13 protein-coding genes and 1 pseudogene are annotated in these 18,100 nt (G+C 70.5%); 5 read left to right on the top strand and 9 right to left on the bottom strand.

All coding sequences use genetic code 11. The features are described from left to right. Nucleotides 1-19 precede the first annotated feature (19 nt). Nucleotides 20-811, top strand: coding sequence for an NAD-dependent epimerase/dehydratase family protein (locus ABZV93_RS11725; protein ID WP_354933693.1), 792 nt, complete (start codon nucleotides 20-22; stop codon nucleotides 809-811). Nucleotides 812-920: 109 nt separating this feature from the next. Beyond that, nucleotides 921-1,820 (top strand): nucleoside hydrolase, encoded by a 900-nt coding sequence (locus tag ABZV93_RS11720; protein WP_354933691.1) that lies wholly within the window; start codon nucleotides 921-923, stop codon nucleotides 1,818-1,820. Between the two features lie 16 nt (nucleotides 1,821-1,836). On the opposite strand, the gene ABZV93_RS11715 is transcribed toward ABZV93_RS11720, so the two are convergent. The 5 genes from ABZV93_RS11715 to ABZV93_RS11695 all read right to left on the bottom strand — a co-directional run bounded on the left by ABZV93_RS11715 (nucleotide 1,837) and on the right by ABZV93_RS11695 (nucleotide 10,174). Further along, complete coding sequence (locus ABZV93_RS11715) at nucleotides 1,837-4,155, bottom strand: discoidin domain-containing protein (RefSeq protein WP_354933689.1); 2,319 nt, start codon at nucleotides 4,153-4,155, stop codon at nucleotides 1,837-1,839. 131 nt (nucleotides 4,156-4,286) lie between these two features. After that, nucleotides 4,287-4,433, bottom strand: a complete 147-nt coding sequence (locus tag ABZV93_RS11710; RefSeq protein WP_354933688.1) for a LuxR C-terminal-related transcriptional regulator — start codon at nucleotides 4,431-4,433, stop codon at nucleotides 4,287-4,289. A gap of 51 nt (nucleotides 4,434-4,484) precedes the next feature. Further along, the gene (locus ABZV93_RS11705) at nucleotides 4,485-8,081 is read right to left on the bottom strand and encodes a phosphodiester glycosidase family protein (protein ID WP_354933686.1); all 3,597 of its coding nucleotides are present in this window, start codon (nucleotides 8,079-8,081) and stop codon (nucleotides 4,485-4,487) included. A 160-nt stretch (nucleotides 8,082-8,241) separates the two neighbouring features. Then, nucleotides 8,242-9,201, bottom strand: coding sequence for a D-2-hydroxyacid dehydrogenase family protein (locus ABZV93_RS11700; RefSeq protein WP_354933684.1), 960 nt, complete (start codon nucleotides 9,199-9,201; stop codon nucleotides 8,242-8,244). 112 nt (nucleotides 9,202-9,313) lie between these two features. Then, the gene (locus tag ABZV93_RS11695) at nucleotides 9,314-10,174 is read right to left on the bottom strand and encodes an SMP-30/gluconolactonase/LRE family protein (RefSeq protein WP_354933682.1); all 861 of its coding nucleotides are present in this window, start codon (nucleotides 10,172-10,174) and stop codon (nucleotides 9,314-9,316) included. A 185-nt stretch (nucleotides 10,175-10,359) separates the two neighbouring features. Here ABZV93_RS11695 and ABZV93_RS11690 point away from each other — a divergent pair, with 185 nt between their 5' ends. Next, nucleotides 10,360-11,265 carry a phytanoyl-CoA dioxygenase family protein gene (locus ABZV93_RS11690; RefSeq protein ID WP_354933680.1) on the top strand — a complete coding sequence of 302 codons (906 nt, stop codon included), beginning with the start codon at nucleotides 10,360-10,362 and terminating at the stop codon, nucleotides 11,263-11,265. A 121-nt stretch (nucleotides 11,266-11,386) separates the two neighbouring features. Continuing rightward, on the top strand, nucleotides 11,387-12,808 hold the full coding sequence (locus ABZV93_RS11685) for an MFS transporter (RefSeq protein WP_354933678.1): 1,422 nt from the start codon (nucleotides 11,387-11,389) through the stop codon (nucleotides 12,806-12,808). Nucleotides 12,809-13,298: 490 nt separating this feature from the next. On the opposite strand, the gene ABZV93_RS11680 is transcribed toward ABZV93_RS11685, so the two are convergent. The 3 genes and pseudogenes from ABZV93_RS11680 to ABZV93_RS11670 form a co-directional block, all read right to left on the bottom strand. Then, nucleotides 13,299-13,991 (bottom strand): carbohydrate ABC transporter permease, encoded by a 693-nt coding sequence (locus ABZV93_RS11680; protein WP_354933677.1) that lies wholly within the window; start codon nucleotides 13,989-13,991, stop codon nucleotides 13,299-13,301. A gap of 58 nt (nucleotides 13,992-14,049) precedes the next feature. Continuing rightward, nucleotides 14,050-14,373: pseudogene (locus ABZV93_RS11675) on the bottom strand (hypothetical protein); the annotation flags it as partial. 285 nt (nucleotides 14,374-14,658) lie between these two features. Beyond that, complete coding sequence (locus ABZV93_RS11670) at nucleotides 14,659-15,255, bottom strand: TetR/AcrR family transcriptional regulator (protein WP_354933675.1); 597 nt, start codon at nucleotides 15,253-15,255, stop codon at nucleotides 14,659-14,661. A 147-nt stretch (nucleotides 15,256-15,402) separates the two neighbouring features. Between ABZV93_RS11670 and ABZV93_RS11665 the strand changes: the two genes are divergently transcribed. After that, complete coding sequence (locus ABZV93_RS11665; RefSeq protein ID WP_354933673.1) at nucleotides 15,403-15,969, top strand: hypothetical protein; 567 nt, start codon at nucleotides 15,403-15,405, stop codon at nucleotides 15,967-15,969. Between the two features lie 194 nt (nucleotides 15,970-16,163). Here ABZV93_RS11665 and ABZV93_RS11660 read toward each other — a convergent pair whose 3' ends face one another. Then, nucleotides 16,164-17,897 carry an IlvD/Edd family dehydratase gene (locus ABZV93_RS11660; protein ID WP_354933671.1) on the bottom strand — a complete coding sequence of 578 codons (1,734 nt, stop codon included), beginning with the start codon at nucleotides 17,895-17,897 and terminating at the stop codon, nucleotides 16,164-16,166. Nucleotides 17,898-18,100 lie beyond the last annotated feature (203 nt).

Genomic DNA, 18,100 nt, shown 5'->3' with positions numbered 1-18,100 from the left:
GCGAGCGAATGGAGCCCCGATGACCAGGCGCTTGCTGCTCACCGGCGCGGCGGGCGGCGTGGCCGCGATGCTGGCACCCGGGTTCGGCACCCACCCCGACCTCGACGGCTGGGACCTGGTGCGTACCGACCGGGTGGAGGGCCGAGGGACCGATCCGGTGGACGTCGTGGGTGACCTGGCCGACCCGGCGTTCCTCGCCCGGGTGACCGACGGCGTGGACGCGGTGGTCCACCTGGCCGCGAACGCCGACCCCGCCGCGTCCTGGGACGACCTGCGGGTCCCCAACGTGGACGTGGTGGCGGCACTCCTCGCCACCGGCGTACCCCGGATCGTGCTGGCGAGCTCGGCCCACGCGATGGGGCAGTACGCCCGGCCGGGCGCCCCGCTGATCGACCCGTCCTGGCCGGCCGCGCCCTGCTGCGCGTACGGCGCGACGAAGGCGTTCGGCGAGGCGCTGGGCCGTGCACACGCCTACCGCACCGGTGCGTCCGTCGTCGCGCTGCGGCTCGGGGCGACCACCGAGCGCCCGCTCGCCTCCAGTGCCCTGGACGGGTGGCTGGGCCCGGACGACCTGCGCCAACTCGTCGCCCGCGCGCTGGCGGCGGACGTGTCGTACGCCGTCTGTCCCGGCATCTCGGCCAACACCCGGACCCGCTGGCTCACCCACAACGCGATCGGCTACCTCCCGGTGCAGGACTCCGAGACCTACGCCGGGGAGGTGCCCGCCGACGACAGCTGGGGCCTGTGCGCGGGGAGGTACGGCCCGGACGACACGACTCTGCCCGGTGCCCTGGCGACCGGCAGGGGATAGTCTTCATCCCCTGATTCGTCCCTGCGAACCGACAGATCCCCAGGTCAGCGCCCTGTATCGGCGTCCGGCCGGGCAACTTCCCCGGGATTCCCCGAGAACGGAGACCGTCGTGGCCGCCACCCACCAGGTGATCCTCGACACCGACATCGGCTCGGACGTCGACGACGCGCTCGCCCTGGCGATGATCTTCGGTGCGTCCGAGATCGAGCTGCTCGGCGTCACCACGGTCTACGGCGACGTCCGGCTCCGCGCCCTGGTCACCCGGCGGCTGGCCCGCCTCGCCGGCCACGACGGTCTGGCCGTGGTCGCCGGCGCCGAGCGTCCGCTCACCGGCGCCGACGCCTGGTGGGCGGGTTTCGAGGGCCGGCTCTACGACGACCTCGGCGCGGAGGCCTACCTCGAGGACGTCAGCGCGGTGGAGTTCCTGACCCGGACCGTGGCCGAGCGGCCCGGCGAGATCGACGTGGTGGCGATCGGCCCGCTGACCAACATCGCCGAGGCGATCCGGGCGGACCAGAGCTTCGCCCGCAACGTACGCCGGCTCCACGTCATGGGTGGGAGGTTCGACCGGCCCGAGCCCGAGCACAACTTCCGCAGCGACGCCGTGGCCGCCGCCGAGGTGTTCGCCTCCGGCATCCCGGTCACCGTGGTCGGGCTGGAGATCACCACCCAGGCCCGGATCGGCCCGGACCACCTCGGCGAGATCGCCACCGCCGGCGCGCTCGGCCGCCAGTTGGAGGCGGAGGTCCGGCAGTGGTGGAACTTCACCGGCGAGGAGTCCAACGTCCCGCACGACCCGCTTGCCGTGCTGGCCATGCTGCGGACCGACCTGCTCGGCTCCCGCCCGGTCACGATCTCGGTGGAGCCCGAGGGTGAGCGGGCCGGAGTGAGCACCGCGACCGACGACCCGCAGAGCCGCACCCGCGTGGTCACCTCGGTCGTACTCCCCGACGCCGTCGACCACCTGGTCAAGCTGATCGCCACGGCCGGGCACTGCGGCCCGTCCTGATCTTCCCCGCTCGAGCTCAGTGCGCGCGGGTGAAGGTCGCGGACGCGCCGGCCGGCAGGCTGTAGCGGTAGATCGTGTCCGCCCAGGTGACGTCGAACGTCGCCGCCTGGTCGCCGGCGTTGTAGTAGACCTCGAGCGCGGTACCGTCGGGTGTGGTCGCCGTACGCCGCAGCAGGTCCGCGTTCGCCGCCGGTGGCTGCTCGCCGCCTGATCCCGGCCCCGATCCGGAGCCGGTTGGGGCAAGCACGTCCACCTCGTGGATCGACCACCAGCTGCCGGAGCTTCCGGTGTTGACGATGCGGACGTACCTCCCGGTCACCGGCGGGAACAGCACCCGCAGTTGGGTGGCACCGCCGCCGCGTGCCACCGGCCGGCCCCAGGACTTCCCGTCCTCGGACACGTAGACCTCGTAGCCGCGGGCGAAGTCGCCGGGGCTGGCGGAGGTGTCCAGGCGGAGTTGGTCGAACGTCGTGGACGCGCCGAGGTCGACCTGGAACCAGTCGCCCGGCGTCATCCCGTGCCCGGTGCTCCACCTGGTGGCCGGGTCACCGTCGATCGCCTGCGACGGCGGGTCGTCCGGGCTGCTCGCGCTCGCGGTCGCCGTCCAGTTCGTCCGTGGCAGGGGAGTGGACGTTGCCGGCGCCCGCAGCGACGCGCCGGTGGGCAGGGAGTAACCGACCCAGGAGCCGTCCTCCCTCACCTGGTTGAGCCGGCTCAGCAGGTCGGCGTCCCACGAGACTGTCAACGCAGCCTTGCCCGGCCGCTCGAAGTGCACGTCGGTGGTGCCCAGCGCGGCGTCGCCGGCGGTGGCGTCCTGGGTTCCGCGCCAGGTGTAGGTGGCCGCAGAACCCGCGGGCAGCGTGGCGTCGAACCAGCGGTGTCCCCAGCGCACGTGGAACGTCGCCGCGGACGTGCCCGGGTTGAACGCGATCAGCGCCTTGGAGCCGTCCGGGTTGACGAACGCGACGTTCTGCACGGCGCCGTCGGTCCCCGCGGCCGGCCCGCTGGACGCGATTCGACGCGCGCCGGGCCGGACGAACTTGCCGGCGTGCCCGAGTGCGTAGTAGTCGACCGTCCTCGACCAGTTCCACCGCCCGTTCGTGTCCTTGGCGACCTTGAGAACCCCGCGGCAGGTGATGCACCCACCGTTGGTCGGGCCGTTGTCGGCGTCCAGCGCCATGTTCCACCGCACGACCGACTTCGCCCACTCGCGCGGGGCGTTGACCACCAGGTTCATCGCACCGGCGAAGCCCGCGGCGTCGTCGCCCTCCCACGTTCCGCCGGAGCACTCGGTGTGGAAGGCGGGCTTGCCCGGATAGTTGTTGTGGGACAGCGACTGTGCGCGGACGTCGCCCGCGTAGCAGTGCCAGGCCGTTCCCGCGACATAGCGGGAGGTGGCCGGGTCGGCGTACAGGCTCTCGGGGTAACTCACCACGTCCCAGTTGTGGTCGTAGCCGAGAATCCTCGTCGGCAAGCCGGCCTTGCGCAGGGTGGGACCAAGGTGTTCACGGATGAACGCGGACTCCTTGTCCGGGCCGAGGTCGAGACCGGGATACCCCTCGGGTACGTAGAGCGGTTCGTTGTTCGGCGTGACGTAGGTGATCGGCACCCCCGCGTCCGCGTACGCCCGAACGAACTTCGCGAAGTAGTCGGCGAACGGCTGGTAGGCCTCCGGCCGCAGTGTGCCGCCGACCATCGAGTCGCTGGTCTTCATCCAGCCGGGCGGGCTCCACGGCGAGGCCATCACCGTGAGCTCGGGGTTGAGCCGCAACGCGTCGCGCAGGACCGGGATGACGTACGCCCGGTCGTGGTCGATCGAGAAGTGGGCGAGCGTGGGATCGGTCTGCCCGGCTGGCATGTCGTCGTAGGAGTAGTTGCCGTTCACGGCGAAGTCGCTGGCCCCCATGGGCTGGCGGACGAAACTCAGCCCGATGCCGGCACGCGGGTCGAACAACGCGCGCATCGCCGCCGCGCGGCGGCCACGGTCGAGCCTGGTGCCCACCAGCCAGGCGGAGGAGTCGGTGAACGACGCACCGAAGCCCTCCATCGACTGGTACTTCCGGGACTCGTCCACGGTGACGGCCGTGCCCGCGGGAGGCGTGCCGCGCTTCCAGTGCAGGTCGGACTGTCGTGTCAAGTACACCTTGCGCCCAGGGTCGGTGAGCCAGCTGCCCACCGCGGACGGCGCCGCGACGCCCGGGCCGACGGCGGCGTCCGCCGCCGGAGCAGTGCCGCTGCCGCCGCTCACCGCGGCGCGGGCGGGGCTCAGCGACGCGGTCAGCAGCAACGCGCCGAGGACGACGGCACCCAGGCGCCGCGCAACCAGTGCAGACATCGGCTCACCTTCCTTTCCGGCGGAAGCTAGGTGGTCACACCGTGCGCGGTCAATGCCCCGTCGTACGCCTCGGCCAGATCGGCCAGCTGCGAAGGAGATTCGGTCGGTGCTCGGCACGCCTGGCTGAACGTTCAGGACGGCCCGCCCGGATCGGACTCGCGCGCGAGGATCGCCGCCTGCACGCGCGACCGCAGGTCCAGTTTGGCCAGTACGCGCGAGACGTGCGTCTTCACGGTGGTTTCGCCGATGTACAGCCGGCGGTTCAGCCGTCGGGTCACCCCGGGCGCGAGCACCCCGTCGCCCGCGGGGGTGGGCCTACCGCGCACCGTTCAGCCGGCAGTTCGACCGGCCGGGCGAGGCTCGACGGTGACGGTAGCCTCTGCCGTGGTGTCGCCGACGGTGAGGCGCAAGGTGACCTTGCCCGGCCGGTACGCGGTGAGTGTGCCGGTCCGCGGGTCGAGCACCGCGACGTGGCCGGGCTGCCGGTCGGCGGGGTCACCGATCCAGAGGTTGCCCGAGCCGGTCCAGCGCGAACTCATCGGGTACGCCACGGGCATCGCCTTCCCGTGCTGTGTCAAGTCAGCCTTGACGGCAGCCGACGAGCCCACGGTCAGCCGGTCCGGGGCGGTCACGGTGAGCGTGTCGACGTGCGGGCGTACCTGCGTGCTCACCCAGTCCGGAGCGTCGCGTACCGGGTCGCGACGTGCGGCGGCCGCCTCGCCCGGCGTCACCGGGTCCACGCCCCACAGCGACCAGCCGGTGAAGCCGCCGTCCTCGGGTCTGGTGGATGGGGTCTTGGCGGAGTTGCCGTTGAGGAAGTACGGCACACCGTCCACCCGGTCGGCGTGGAAGGTGCCCACGTGTCCGCCGATGAACGCCGTACCCTTGCCGGTGGTGCGCTGGAAGTCCGACAGCCAACCCTCGATGGTGGCGGCCTCCTTGCGGTCGGCGAGCTCGCTGGCCTTGCTCGGCGTCGGGTCGCGCGGCGGGACGTGCTGCACCAGCACCACCGATCCGACGCCCGGATCATCGGCGGCCGCGTCGAGCTGGCGGCGCAGCGTGCGCAGTTGCGTCCAGTCGCTGCCGCGGATCGACAGCCGGGAGGTGTCGAAGGTGAGGAAGCGGGTGCCGTGGTGGTCGAACACCCGGCTGGTCGCGCCGAACTCCGCCTCGAAGTTGGCGATGTCGCCGCCCATCACCTCGTGGTTGCCGGGCACGTAGTAGAAGGGCACCGTGCTGCCGAGCTCCTCGTCCAGAACCTTCGTGGCGAACGCCAGATCCTCCGGCGATCCCTCATCCACCAGATCGCCGTCGATGATCAGGAAGTCCGGCCGGGCGGCCCGGATCTCCCGCAGCGTGCGCCGGGCGTTCTTCACCAGGTCGCTGCCGGGATCGCGGGCGACGAACTGCGCGTCCGACATCACCGCGAACCGCCAGGGCTGCCCGCTGACGTCGGCGTTCTGCGCGATCAACGGGTCCTTGCGGACCGGTTGCGCGGGTACGTCGATCGACGGCGGCACCAGCGCGGTGAGCTGGTCGATCACGATGCTGCCCTGGTACTGCGCGTCCGGCCGGGTTTCGGCGGAGTAGTAACGGCGAAGCCGCAGCGGATACTGCGTACCCGCCGGCACCGGGAACTCCAGCTGCTGCCAGCCGGACCCGGTGAGGTAGCCGGCGCGCATCGCGGGCAGCAGCGTCCCGGCGCCGTCGTACACCTGCAGGCTCGCCCACTCGCCCTTGCCGGTCGAGTTGACCCACAGCCGCAACGCCCGCGGCTGTCCGGGAATTTCCACCGTGCCGGTGGGCACCGCGCCGCCGGTGCGGGTCGCGGTCGAGGTAGCGAAGTCGTAGTCCAGCCGAAGTCCCCTGCCCACCTTGCCCTCGGCGGAGGACACCGACCCGGTGGCGCGTTCTCCGAAGAAGGTCCACGCCGACGCGTCCTCGAAGTCGGCGACGACCTTCTCCTCCAGGCCGACGGTGACCGGGAGAAGCGTGGTGACCTTCTTACCGGCGACGGTCGCCGCCACCGTGACCAGTGCCGAACCCGTTGCCTGCCTGGCGGTCACGACGTACTGGCCGGTGTCGTCGGCGGTGATGTCGAGCAGGTCGTGGTCGTAGTCGAGGGTGAGGTCGGCGGGTTCGACCGGCGCGGAGTAACCCTCCCGGTCGTAGCCGAGGACGCCGAGCCTGGCGTGGTCGCCGGCGCCGGGCAAGGCCAGCTGGTCGACGGTGGGTCCGAGCCGGGTGAGCGGCCGGAGCACCTGCAGGGTGGTGGACCCGGTGACGTCCCTGTCGTACGCGCTGACCGTCGCGGTGCCGGTGTCGCGGGCGTGGAAGACGCCTTCGCGGTCGACGGTGCCGGCGGCGGAGCCTTCGCTGGTACGCCAGCGCGGGGTGCTCGCCGCCGGGCCGTAGGTCTCGTCGTACCCCGTGGCGGTGAGCCGCCGGGTCAGTCCCGGAAACACCCGGTCCGGGCGCGCGGGTGCGACCGCGGACGAGCCGGGCGCCCGCTCCGGTTCCAGGGCAGGCTCGACCCACAGTCCGCGCAGGTGGCCCGACCCCTTGGGAGCGAACAGGCCGAGGCCGTTGGGGTCGTGGCGTTCGCTGCCGTCGGAGGGGTGGTTCTCCACCCGCACAGTCTGCTCTCCGGGTTTGCGGGCCACCATCGTGGTCGACCCGCCGCCGTCGAGGTTGACCGCGTTGTAGGCACCGAGCTCGACCATCATGTCGGCGAGCTCGTCCAGGCCGAGCCCGTCGGAGAACGCCGGCTGGCGGCCGTCCGCGGTGAGCAGGAACATCTTCGTGCCGTCGCGGGTGAAGCCGACCGCGGTCCGCGGCGCGGGCGGAACGTTGTTCCCCGCGCCGGCCTTCTGCGCGACGCCGTTGACAACCAGGAGTTGACGGCCGTTCAGCGCGGTCCGGATCGCCTTGTCGTCGGCGGTTCTGGCGCGGTAGTCGATGCTCACCGGGGCGCCGACGGTGAGGGCCGCCAGTGTGTCCGCTCCGGCGTCGCGGCCGACCAGCACGAAGCCGTCGGCGGGGACCTCGCCCGAGCCCGCACTGGCGCGGACCGCGGTGACCTTGCCGGCCACCACCTCCACCTCGGCCACCTTCGTCGCACCCGTGGTGGCCCGGCAGCGGCAGTAGCTGCCCCACAGCGGGGTGAACGCCTCGATACCGTCGGCGGGCAGCGTCGGCTTGTTCACCCCCGACAGTGGTGCCGTCTTCTCACCCGGCAGCGTGATGGTGCCGGTGAAGAACACCGAACCGATGCTGCCCAGCCCGTCCGGCGTGACGATGGCCGCGGACTTCTGCCACGTGGGGCTGGTGTCCGGCGACTGCAGCAGGGTGCCGTCCTTGATGCCGACGCCCAGCGGCGCGTTGGAGTTGTTGATGTCGAAGAAGTCGCCGTTCACCGCGGCGACCGCCCTGGCGTCGCGGGCCTGTTCCGAGATCGGTGCGCCCGCGGCGACCCGGCCGGGAAAGAGGTAGCCGACCGAGGTTCCCTTGGTGAGGTCGACGGTGAGTGAGTCCGACTGCAGCCAGTTCGGTGTGCCGGTGTAGGAGTCTGGCCCGTACCGGTCGAACGACCGCAACGTCACGCCCGGCGCGACCGGCCGGGAGGTGCTGGCCGTCTCCAACCGGGGAGCGACCTCGGCCGCCCGCGGTGCCTGTGCGGCCCGCCGGTCGGCGGCGCTGCCCGGATGGGCGGCGGCATCGGAGGTGGCCGCGTGCAGGTCGTACCGCGGATCCGGTCGTACGCCCTGCGCCGGTCCGTTGGATGCCAAGGCGGGCGGGGATCCGGTGGCGGTCCCTCCGGCCGCCAGCCCGACCAGGACCGTGCAGCCGGCCAGGAGCGAGGCGAAGGTACGCAGGCGCGCACGGGTCTTGGCCGACGTCGAAGAAGCCACACGATCGGGTGCCACGGGTTCCTCCCCAGGGATGCCGGACGGCACCTCGCAGTGAACTCGGCCTGGAGGCGACTTTCCATACTTCGGCCTGAAGCGGAAGAAAACTCCGGGTGTCGAGCGGGGGAGGGAAGGCCAGAACGCCGGTCGGCAGGGGTCGGCGTCAGCAGCAGCGGCGTCAGGAGGCCGGCGTCAGAACCTGAACGGGATGGCCGTCGAGGTACGCCGCGATCGCGCCCACCGCCGCGGCGTACCACTCCTCGTACGTCCGCCGGGTCACGAACCCGATGTGCGGAGTCAGGATCGTGCGCGGCGCCGTCAGCAGCGGGTGGCCGGCCGGCAGCGGCTCCTGGTCGTAGACGTCGAGGCCGGCGCCGGCGATCCGGCCCTCCTCCAGCGCCGCGACCAGCGCCTGCTCGTCGACGATGGGACCGCGGGAGGTGTTGACCAGCCAGGCGGTCGGCTTCATCGACGCGAGCTCGGCCGCCCCCACCAGGCCGCGGGTGCGGTCGCTGAGCTTCAGGTGCACGCTGACTACGTCGGACCGGGCGAACAACTCGTCCTTGTCCACGCGTTCGGCACCGGCGTCGCTCGCGGCTTCGGCGGTGAGGTTGGCACTCCACGCCAGCACCTGCATGCCGAACGCATGCGCCACCGGCACCATCGCCTTACCCAGCCTGCCGAGGCCGAGCAGGCCGAGCGTCGAGCCGGCCAGGTCGGTGCCGACGGTGCGCTGCCAGCCGCCCGCGCGCACGGATGCGTCCTCCTCCGGCACGTGACGTACCAGACCGAGGATCAGTGCCCAGGCGAGCTCGGTGGTGGCGCCGCCGCTGCCGGGCGTGCCGCACACCAGGACGCCGTTCTCGTGCGCCGCCTCCAGGTCGATCGCCGCGTTGCGCATGCCGGTGGTGACCAGAAGACGCAGGCGGGGCAGGCGTTCCAGCACCGAACGCGTGAACGCCGTGCGCTCGCGCATGGCCACGATGACCTCGTAGTGGGCCAGGCGCTCGACGACCGTGTCCTCGTCGGGCAGGTGGTCGTGGAAGAACGCCACGCTGGTGCGGTCGGGCAGGTTGCGCCAGTCCGCCATCCGCTCCGCGACCGCCTGGTAGTCGTCCAGAACCGCCACCAGTGTCATCGGCGTACGCTCCTTCGTCGGCTGTGGCGGGTCGTCGGTGTGACCACCGCGTCGCTGGGCGTACGTACCTTAGACGGCCCAACCCGGCCCGACCCAACCGGCGTGGGTGGTCCTATCCGGCGTAGGGGAGTGCGGGCAGTCCGCGTACCCCGGGGCGTACGGAGAACACCGCGCCGGCGTCGGGCTGCTCGCCGTCGGTCAGGCCCTGCCGGGAGGTGGTGACGAACAGCTCGTCGAGGTCGGCACCGCCGAACGTGCACGCGGTGACCTGCTCGGCCCCGGGCACCTCGACCACGCCGTCCAGCGTCCCGTCCGGCGCGAACCGGCGCACCGCCGAGCCGCCCCACATGGCGACCCAGAGGTAGCCCTCCGCGTCCACCGTCATCCCGTCCGGACCGCCCCACTCCCCGGGGATCTCCACCACCGGCCGGCGGCTGTCCACGACCAGCCCGGTCTCCGGGTAATGGTCGAACGCGTCCACCCGGCCGGTCGGGGTGTCGATGTAGTAGGCCAGCGTGTGGTCGGGGGACCAGGCCAGGCCGTTGGAGATGGTGACGTCGGCGAGGACGACGGAGACCGTCCGGTCTTGGTCGAGGCGGTAGACCGTGCCCGCGCCCTTGGTGGAGGAGTAGGCCATCGAGCCGCAGTAGAACCGCCCCTGCGGGTCGCAGCCGCCCTCGTTCATGCGTACGCCGTGGTCGGTCCACAGCTCCGGCAGCCGGTCGACCGAACCGTCGGCGCCCACCAGCGCGAAGCCGCGTTCGATCGCCACCACCATTCCGCCGGACGTGCGCGGCCGGAACGCCGCCGCCACCTCACCCACGTGCAGTCGCTCGACGCCGCCGGTGGACAGGTCCGCGGTGAGGATGTCGCCGGCGAGCATGTCCACGAACCGCAACCCGCCCCAACCGGCGTCCCAGACCGGACCTTCTCCGTGGTGGGCGTGTGGCCCGGTGACCTGGTCGGCCCGCATGTGTCCTCCCTGGGGTGACGGCTCCTCCCGACCATAGGGCATGTGTCCCGGCCCGGCGATGTCAGGAACAGACAGGTGAACGTGCGTCCCGGGCATGGCGTCGATGCGCCCGCCGAGGCGATGCTGGGGTTGGCCTGGTGCGATCCAGGTCGTCGAAGATGCCTGTCGCGGCGGAGGGAACCACCATGTCCACGGTCACTGAGCAGGTGCCGGCACGTCCCGGTCCGGTGCTGCACGAGTCGGTCTCGGACGCGCTGATCGCGCAGATCCGCGAGGACGGGTTCGGGGTGCTGAAGAACGCGCTGTCGCCCGCGGAGGTCGCCGAGATCAACGCCGAGGCGGCCCGGCTGTGCCGGGGCGAGCTCGGTGACATCGAGCGGGTCACCCGCGCCACCGCGGAGGAGTCCGACGAGGAGGTGATGCGGCGCTACCTGTGCATCCACTTCCCGAACAAGCTGTCGGAGGTGATCGCCCGCACCTACCACCACCCGAAGATCGTGGACGTCCTCACCCGGGTGATCGGCCCGAACGTCAAGGCCATGCAGTCGATGCTGTTCATGAAGTCGGAGGGCAAGCCCGGGCAGGCCTGGCACCAGGACGAGTTCTTCATCCCCACCCGGGACCGCTCCCTCACCGCGGCCTGGATCGCGCTCGACGACGCCACCATCGAGAACGGCTGCCTGTGGGTGCTGCCCGGTTCGCACAAGCGGGGGGTCATCTACCCCGATCGCGAGCAGGACGACGAGCGCTTCGACTGCACCGTCGAGCTGTACGACTTCCCGTACACGGACGAGGACGCGGTTCCGGTGGAGATTCCCGCGGGCGCGGCGATCATCTTCAACGGCTACCTCCTGCACCGGTCGCTGCCCAACACCGGCAAACACGGCTTCCGCCGGGCGCTGACCAACCACTTCATGAGCGCGGAGTCGCTGCTCCCGTGGGGCCGCATCCCCGACGACACCCACGTGGCGAAGTACGACTACCGCGACGTCGAGCTCGTCGCCGGTGAGGACCCCTACGCCTACAAGGGAACCGCCGAACTCGCCCGGCCGAGCGTACGCCCGGACAAGGAGGGCGGCTGCGGCCGCTGACCACCGAGGGCCTGCCCACCTGCCTGCGCGGGAGGGGGTCCACCCACCCGACTTCCGAAGGTGGAGGATGGGAGGGCGGCGCACCTCACACCCGGCCCGCGCCGGCCAGGAGGAGACCCAGGTGGCGGCAGCCGAAGGCGGCCGGAACCTCACGCTCGCAGATGTGACGGTCACCGACGAGCGGGTGGCGCGGCGGGCGGTGATGGCCGCGGCGATCGGCAACCTGACCGAGTGGTACGACTTCGGTGTCTACTCGTACCTCACCGCAATCATCTCGAAGGTCTTCTTCGCCAACCTGTCGCCCGGCCTGGCCACTGTCGCCACGTTGGCCACATTCGCCGCGTCTTTCCTCATCCGTCCCTTCGGCGGCCTGTTCTTCGGCCCGCTGGGCGACCGGATCGGCCGGACGAAGGTACTGGCGACCACCGTGATCCTCATGGCGTGTGGCACCACGCTGCTCGGGGTGATTCCGAGCTACGCGGCGATCGGTGCGGCCGCCCCGGTGCTGGTGCTGTTCGGCCGGCTGGTGCAGGGGTTCTCCACCGGCGGGGAGTACGCCGGTGCGATGACGTTCATCGCCGAGTACGCCCCGGACAATCGGCGTGGCTTCCTCGGCAGCTGGCTGGAGTTCGGCACGCTGACCGGCTACACGTTCGGCGCCTCGCTGGTCACGCTGCTCACCGCCGTTCTGGGTGACCAGCGGATGCTGTCGTGGGGTTGGCGGATCCCGTTCCTGATCGCCCTGCCGATCGGGCTGACCGGCCTGTATCTGCGGCTGCGGCTGGAGGAGACACCTGCGTTCGAGCAGCTGGTTGCCAAGTCGCCGCAGCACGGAGGAACCGCGATCAGGGACGAGTTCCGGCTGATCTTCACCAGGCACTGGCGGGCTCTGTTGCTGGTCGGCGGGCTGGTGATCGCGTGGAACGTCACCAACTACATGCTGACCAGCTACATGCCGACCTACCTCACCACGACGCTGCCGAGGCACGGCGAACGTGGGACCAGCAGCACCGTGGCGAACGTGCTGCAGATCGTGGTGTTGCTCGTCCTCATGGTCCTCGTGACCTTCCTCGGCAGGCTGAGTGACCGCGTCGGGCGCCGTCCGGTGCTGATGACCGGATCCCTCGCTCTCGTCGTGCTCGGCGTTCCCATGGTGCTGCTGCTCCAGGTCGGCGGAATCGGCCCGACGTTCCTCGGGCTGATGATGATGGGCCTTTCGCTGGTGTGCTTCTCCTCGACCGCGCCCTCGACGCTGCCGGCGATGTTCCCTACGGAGATCCGGTACGGCGGCCTGTCCATCGCGTTCAACATCTTCGTGTCCGCGTTCGGTGGTACCACCGCCGCGGTGATGAGTGCGCTGATCCTTGCCACCGGCGACCTGTTGTGGCCCGGCTACTACCTGGTCGCCGCGGGTGTCGTCGGTGCGGTCTGCGTGTACTTCGTACCCGAGTCCGCACGCCGTCCGCTGGCCGGCGCGAACCCCGCGGTGGCCAGCGAGGAGGAGGCGCGGGAACTCGTCGCGCAGGCGCAGGCCGACCGCTGAGGTTCACGGCGCTGTGGCTTTCGCGTTGCCTGTGCCGGTTGCGCCCGGGATGTCAAGACAGCCTTGCCTGCGACCGTGAACGCTCCCAGTCGGTCATAGCATGGCGGTAGACCCGTCCCCCTGCTCGATGGAGGAGACGGCCGTGAAGCTCAAGATGATCGCCGTCTACAGTGCGCCAAGCTACAGTCGGCCGCAGCTCGTGCAGTGTTGTGACGAGATGCTGCGGGCGCTGCGGACGGCTGAGACCAAGGATCCGTCCGTGGGTCACGCCACCGTCCTCCCCGACCTGCAGTCCGGCAGCCTCGAGGTGGTCGTCCAAGCAGAAGGTGACACCTACGACGCGGCCGCCGCCCGGGCGGCTCGACGGCTTGACCAAGCCGTCACGGCGGTGACGAAGGACTCCCCGTCCGCTCTCGAGGAACTGCACTCGGAGTTGTGGTGCCGAAGGACCACGGACAAGTGCAGAACCCGGGCCGACCAGGAAGCGTCGCTAGCCAGGCTGCCCACAGGAGTGGAGGCACGGAGAGGCACCCACCCGTATGCCCAGGAAAACCTGGCTCTCCGGCTGGTCGGGATGTGCGGTTTCGCAGCGTCCGCCATCCTTGCCGTCTCCGCCGTCCAGCACGGTGGGCTCGACATGCTCCTGATCATCGGGGCGGCCCTCTCCGCGATGCTCGCGGCCGCGGCATGGACGTACTTGGTGGTAGCGGACGTCAAAGCCTGCGTCAGAGAGCCAAGACGGCCCGAAGACGCCGATCGGTGAGCAGCAGCGGCAACCGACCGAGAACCCCGCACGGCGGGTCAGGGAGGGTGGCAGGCTGACGAGGAACGAGCCGGCGAGAATTATGCCGTACTCCGTGTTGTAGAAGCCGACCAGGTTGGCGAGCCCGACAGGATACGTCTGGCGCTCGGGACTGCGCAGCGCGATGGACGGCCACAGGAAGTCGTTCCACGAACCGAGGAACGTCAGCACCGCAAGAATCGACAGCGCGCCGCGGGCAAGGGGCACGCCCATGGTGAGGAAGATCCGGAACTCCGAAGCGCCGTCGATGCGGGCGGCCTGAACCATCTCGTCGGGCACGGCCAGCATCGCCTGGCGGACGAAGAAGGCGCCGAACGCGCTTGCTCCGCTGGGGAGAATCACGCCCTGGAAGGTGTCCAGCCAGTTCAGCGAGACCATCATCGGCCGCGAACTCGTCGCAGGTGGACAGGGTCGCCGGGTCTACCCCTGTCTTCGCCCAGGCGTCACGCAGGTAGAAGAGTGTGACGGGCGTCGGCGCGTGCTCGACTCCGTACACACCACCCTTCCAGCTGTAGAGTGCCTGCCGGCCCGCGACGAGTTGCTTGTCGTATCCCTTCGCGCGCAGCCGGGGGCCCAGGTCGACGAAGGGAACCGACCGGCCGATCAGGAAGCGCCCGAACGATCCCTGCTCGATGTCGCAGAGATCCGGCGTCCGCAGGCCGCCGGCCTTGAGATTGATCAGCAACTGCTGAAAGATCGAGTCGCCAGGAATGAGACTCACCGAAACCCGGACGCCCGTTCGCTGTTCGAACTCGGTGGCCATCTGTTTGAACCACGCCGCATGGGTGTCGGCGAACGTCCACAGGTCGAGGTCTCCTGCGGACGTGGCGCCGGCGGGCGGAGTGCAGGACGTCACCGTGCACGCAGTGGCCGCCACGGCCGCTCCACCGAGCAAGGTGAGCGCTCTGCGCCGGCTGAGGTTGGGGCGGGCGACAGAACGGACTCCCGCTGATGACATGAAGGCTTGGTCAGGGCCAGAACTACCTCGAGGACAGCTGAGTGCCGGGCCCGGCGTAACGGCGGATCCGTGTGGCACCCGCAAGGCCGCTCAGGATGGCCGCCGTGCGGCATGAGTCCGGATGAGTCCCTCGACGCCGCGGAGGAAGGTTTCGCAGGTCTGTCCCCGGTCGGAGAGGCAGCCTGCCGCCATGGCGCCATCGCGAAGCATGACGAAGTGCTGCGCGGCGGGCCCGGCCTCGGTTTCCTGAATGCTCGCCATCAAGGTGTTGACCGTGTCGAGGAACCACTGCCGATGGGCGAGGACGGCTTGGTGCACGGGGTGGTCGGGATCGGGGTACTCGGCCACGGCGTTGAGGAACGCACAGCCGCGGAAGCCGTCGGACTGGATGCCCTGGGCGATCGACTCGGCAACGGCCCGGAGTGCGTCGGGCGCCGGTCGGCCGGCGGCGAGGGCGACTTCCACCTGCTTGCGGATGGCGTGGTCGGTCGCCTTGAGGTAGCCGAGGACGAGATCCTCCTTGCCGGGGAAGTGCCGGTAGAACGTTGCTCGGGTCACTTTCGCCTCGGCGATGATCCGATCGACGCCGACGGAGTGGATCCCCTCCGCGTAGAAGATTCTGCTCGCCGTGGCAAGGAGCCGGTCTCGTGCCTCGGACGTTCGGATCTTGCTCGTGCCGTGTGCCATGAGCCCACGCTAGACAGAACGGTCGGTCTTGACAAGTCCGGAGAGAGCCGCCAGAGTTACAGAGGACAGAACGTTCGTTCTACCGTTGAGTGTCTCCGGCTCGGCGCACGTCGGCGCGTTCTCCTCCGCGCCACTGAAAGGACCACCATGACCAACATGACCTCCGTTGCCGCCCCCGGCATCCCGACGATGGCGTCCGCCCTGCGGCGGCTGTACTTCGTCCGCTTCGGGTTCGCGATCGTCTGGGCACTCGTGATGTTCACGACCGCCAAGCACCTTGGCCCGCTCGCCATGACGCTGCTCGTGCTCTACCCGCTGTTCGACGTGGCCGCCGCCGTCATCGACGCCCGCGCGTCGCGCGCCACCGGATCGTCCACCCTGCTGTACGTGAACGTCGCGGTGAGCCTGCTCGCCGCGGTCGGCCTTTGCTTCGCCGACGCATCCGGCATCCCGGCGGTCCTGCGCATCTGGGGGGCATGGGCGATCGCGGCCGGGCTGGTTCAGCTGGCCGTGGGGGTCACCCGCCGCGACATGGGCGGCCAGTGGCCGATGATCATCAGCGGTGGCATCTCCGTACTCGCCGGCGGGTCGTTCGTCGCCACCGCCTCCGCCGACGATCCGGCGCTGACCAACGCGATCGGCTACGCCATCCCCGGCGCAATCTTCTTCCTCATCTCGGCCATCCGCCTCGGGCGCGCGGCGAAGGGAGACTGACATGGAGAACACGACGTACGCCGTCGTCGTCGAGCGGGAACTCGTCGGGGGTGAGTCGTGAGGCGATGACCGGCGACCTGGGACGCGGCAGCCGTACTCCGAACGTGCAATGCCTTCGCTTCGGGCAGGAGGCGCGGCGAGGGGGCGGATCCCGTTCGGGACCCGCCCCCTCCTCGTCAGGTGTGACCGAGCCCTCAGTGGGACTCGCGCGGGACCTCGTGGCCGCGGGAGCCGGCCAGGAAGTCGAAGTCCACACCCTCGTGCGCCTGGGTGACGTGGGTCGTGTAGAGCCAGGCGTACCCGCTCTTGTACTTCTGCTCCGGCGCCCGCCACGCGGCTCGCCGGCGTTCCAGTTCCTCGTCGGAAACGTCGAGGGTGATGCTGCGCGCGGGCACGTCGAGGATGATCCGGTCACCGGTCTGGACGAGGGCCAGCGGCCCGCCGACCGCGGCCTCCGGCGAGACGTGCAGGACGACCGTGCCGTACGCCGTACCGCTCATCCGTCCGTCGCAGACCCGCACCATGTCGGTGACGCCGGCCTTGAGCAGCTTGGTGGGCAGCGGCACGTTGGACACCTCGGGCATGCCGGGGTAGCCCTTCGGTCCGGCGTACCGGATCACCAGCACGTCGCTCTCGGTCACGTCCATGTCGGGGTCCTCCGACACGGCGTGGTAGTCCTCGGGGGAGTCGAAGACCAGCGCGCGCCCCTCGTGCTTGAGCAGGTGCGGCGAGACCGCCGACTGCTTGATCACCGCGCCGTTCGGAGCGAGGTTGCCCGACAGGACGGCGGTGCCGGTGCCGGCCGCCTGGAACGGCTCCTCGATGGTGGTGATGACCTCGCGGTTGAAGCACTCGGCCTGGGCGTTGTTGTCGGCGATGCCCTTGCCGGTGACGGTGATCTGCTCCGAGTGCAGAAGTCCGGCTTCGGCCAGCTGGCGCAGCACGACCGGCAGCCCGCCGGCGTAGCAGAAGTCCTCCATGAGGTACTTCCCGGAGGGCATCAGGTTGACCAGGGTCGGCACCGGCCGGGCGAGCCCGTCGAAGTCGGCCAGGTCGAGCTGGACGCCGAGCCTGCGGGCCAGGGCGAGCAGGTGCACGATCGCGTTGGTCGAGCCGCCGATCGCGGCGTTGGCGCGGATGGCGTTCTCGAACGCCTCGCGGGTGAGGATCTGGCTGGGGCGCAGGTCCTCCTCGACCATGCCGACGATCCGCCGTCCGGCCTCCTGGGCGACCTCGTAGCGCCGCGCGTCCACGGCCGGCCAGGTGGCCGAGCCGGGCAGCTGCATGCCGAGTGCCTCGGCGACGCAAGCCATGGTTGACGCGGTGCCCATCGTCATGCAGTGGCCGTTGGAGCGGGCCATGCACCCCTCGGCGAAGTAGCACTCCTCCTGGGTCATCTTGCCGGTCTTGAGGTCTTCCTCGAACTTCCACACGTGGGTGCCCGAGCCGACGTCCTGGCCGCGGTACTTGCCGTTCAGCATCGGGCCGCCGGTGACCATGACCGAGGGCAGGTCGACCGAGGCGGCCGCCATCAGCAGGCCCGGGGTGGTCTTGTCGCAGCCGGACAGCAAGACGGTGCCGTCGAGCGGGTTGGCCCGCATCATCTCCTCGGCCTCCATGGCGAGGAGGTTGCGGTAGAACATCGCCGTCGGACGCAGCAGCGACTCACCGAGCGCGAGCGCCGGGAACTCCAGCGGGAAGCCACCTGCCTGCCACACGCCCCGCTTGACCGCCTCGGCCACCCGGTGCAGGTGGGCGTTGCAGGGGGCGAGCTCGGACCAGGTGGTGGCGATGCCGATGACCGGCCGCCCGTCGAAGACCTCCTGGCCGAAGCCCTGGTTGCGCATCCAGGACCGGTGGGCCATGCCCGTGCGGCCGGTCGCACCGAACCAGGCCCGGCTGCGTAGGCCGTTCGTCTCCCCTGTCATCACACTGCTCCTTCGGTCGGTTCACCGCGTACGACAACGCCGGCGACAGTCTAGGGATCCGTCCCGTGAGCAAAGCCTAGACATCAGACGTATCGCGGTCGCTGGTTTGCCGTTGACGGTCGCCGGCCGGCCACCCGGCATGGGCGGGCATGGGCGGTGCGTGCCTGCGGCGATGCGGAGCGTGGCACGTCGTCTCGGATACC

Origin of the sequence: Actinopolymorpha sp. NPDC004070 (genome assembly GCF_040610475.1) — a bacterium.
Classification (GTDB): domain Bacteria; phylum Actinomycetota; class Actinomycetes; order Propionibacteriales; family Actinopolymorphaceae; genus Actinopolymorpha.
Note: the sequence above shows the minus strand (reverse complement) of the source record. Positions and strands in the feature narration are given on the sequence as shown.

Excerpts from the sequence above, each read along its gene's own strand:
- ABZV93_RS11725 (WP_354933693.1), top strand. The coding sequence starts at position 20 with ATGACCAGGCGCTTGCTGCTCACCGGCGCGGCGGGCGGCGTGGCCGCG.
- ABZV93_RS11715 (WP_354933689.1), bottom strand. The coding sequence starts at position 4,155 with ATGTCTGCACTGGTTGCGCGGCGCCTGGGTGCCGTCGTCCTCGGCGCG.
- ABZV93_RS11700 (WP_354933684.1), bottom strand. The coding sequence starts at position 9,201 with ATGACACTGGTGGCGGTTCTGGACGACTACCAGGCGGTCGCGGAGCGG.
- ABZV93_RS11695 (WP_354933682.1), bottom strand. The coding sequence starts at position 10,174 with ATGCGGGCCGACCAGGTCACCGGGCCACACGCCCACCACGGAGAAGGT.
- ABZV93_RS11690 (WP_354933680.1), top strand. The coding sequence starts at position 10,360 with ATGTCCACGGTCACTGAGCAGGTGCCGGCACGTCCCGGTCCGGTGCTG.
- ABZV93_RS11680 (WP_354933677.1), bottom strand. The coding sequence starts at position 13,991 with ATGATGGTCTCGCTGAACTGGCTGGACACCTTCCAGGGCGTGATTCTC.
- ABZV93_RS11670 (WP_354933675.1), bottom strand. The coding sequence starts at position 15,255 with ATGGCACACGGCACGAGCAAGATCCGAACGTCCGAGGCACGAGACCGG.
- ABZV93_RS11665 (WP_354933673.1), top strand. The coding sequence starts at position 15,403 with ATGACCAACATGACCTCCGTTGCCGCCCCCGGCATCCCGACGATGGCG.
- ABZV93_RS11660 (WP_354933671.1), bottom strand. The coding sequence starts at position 17,897 with ATGACAGGGGAGACGAACGGCCTACGCAGCCGGGCCTGGTTCGGTGCG.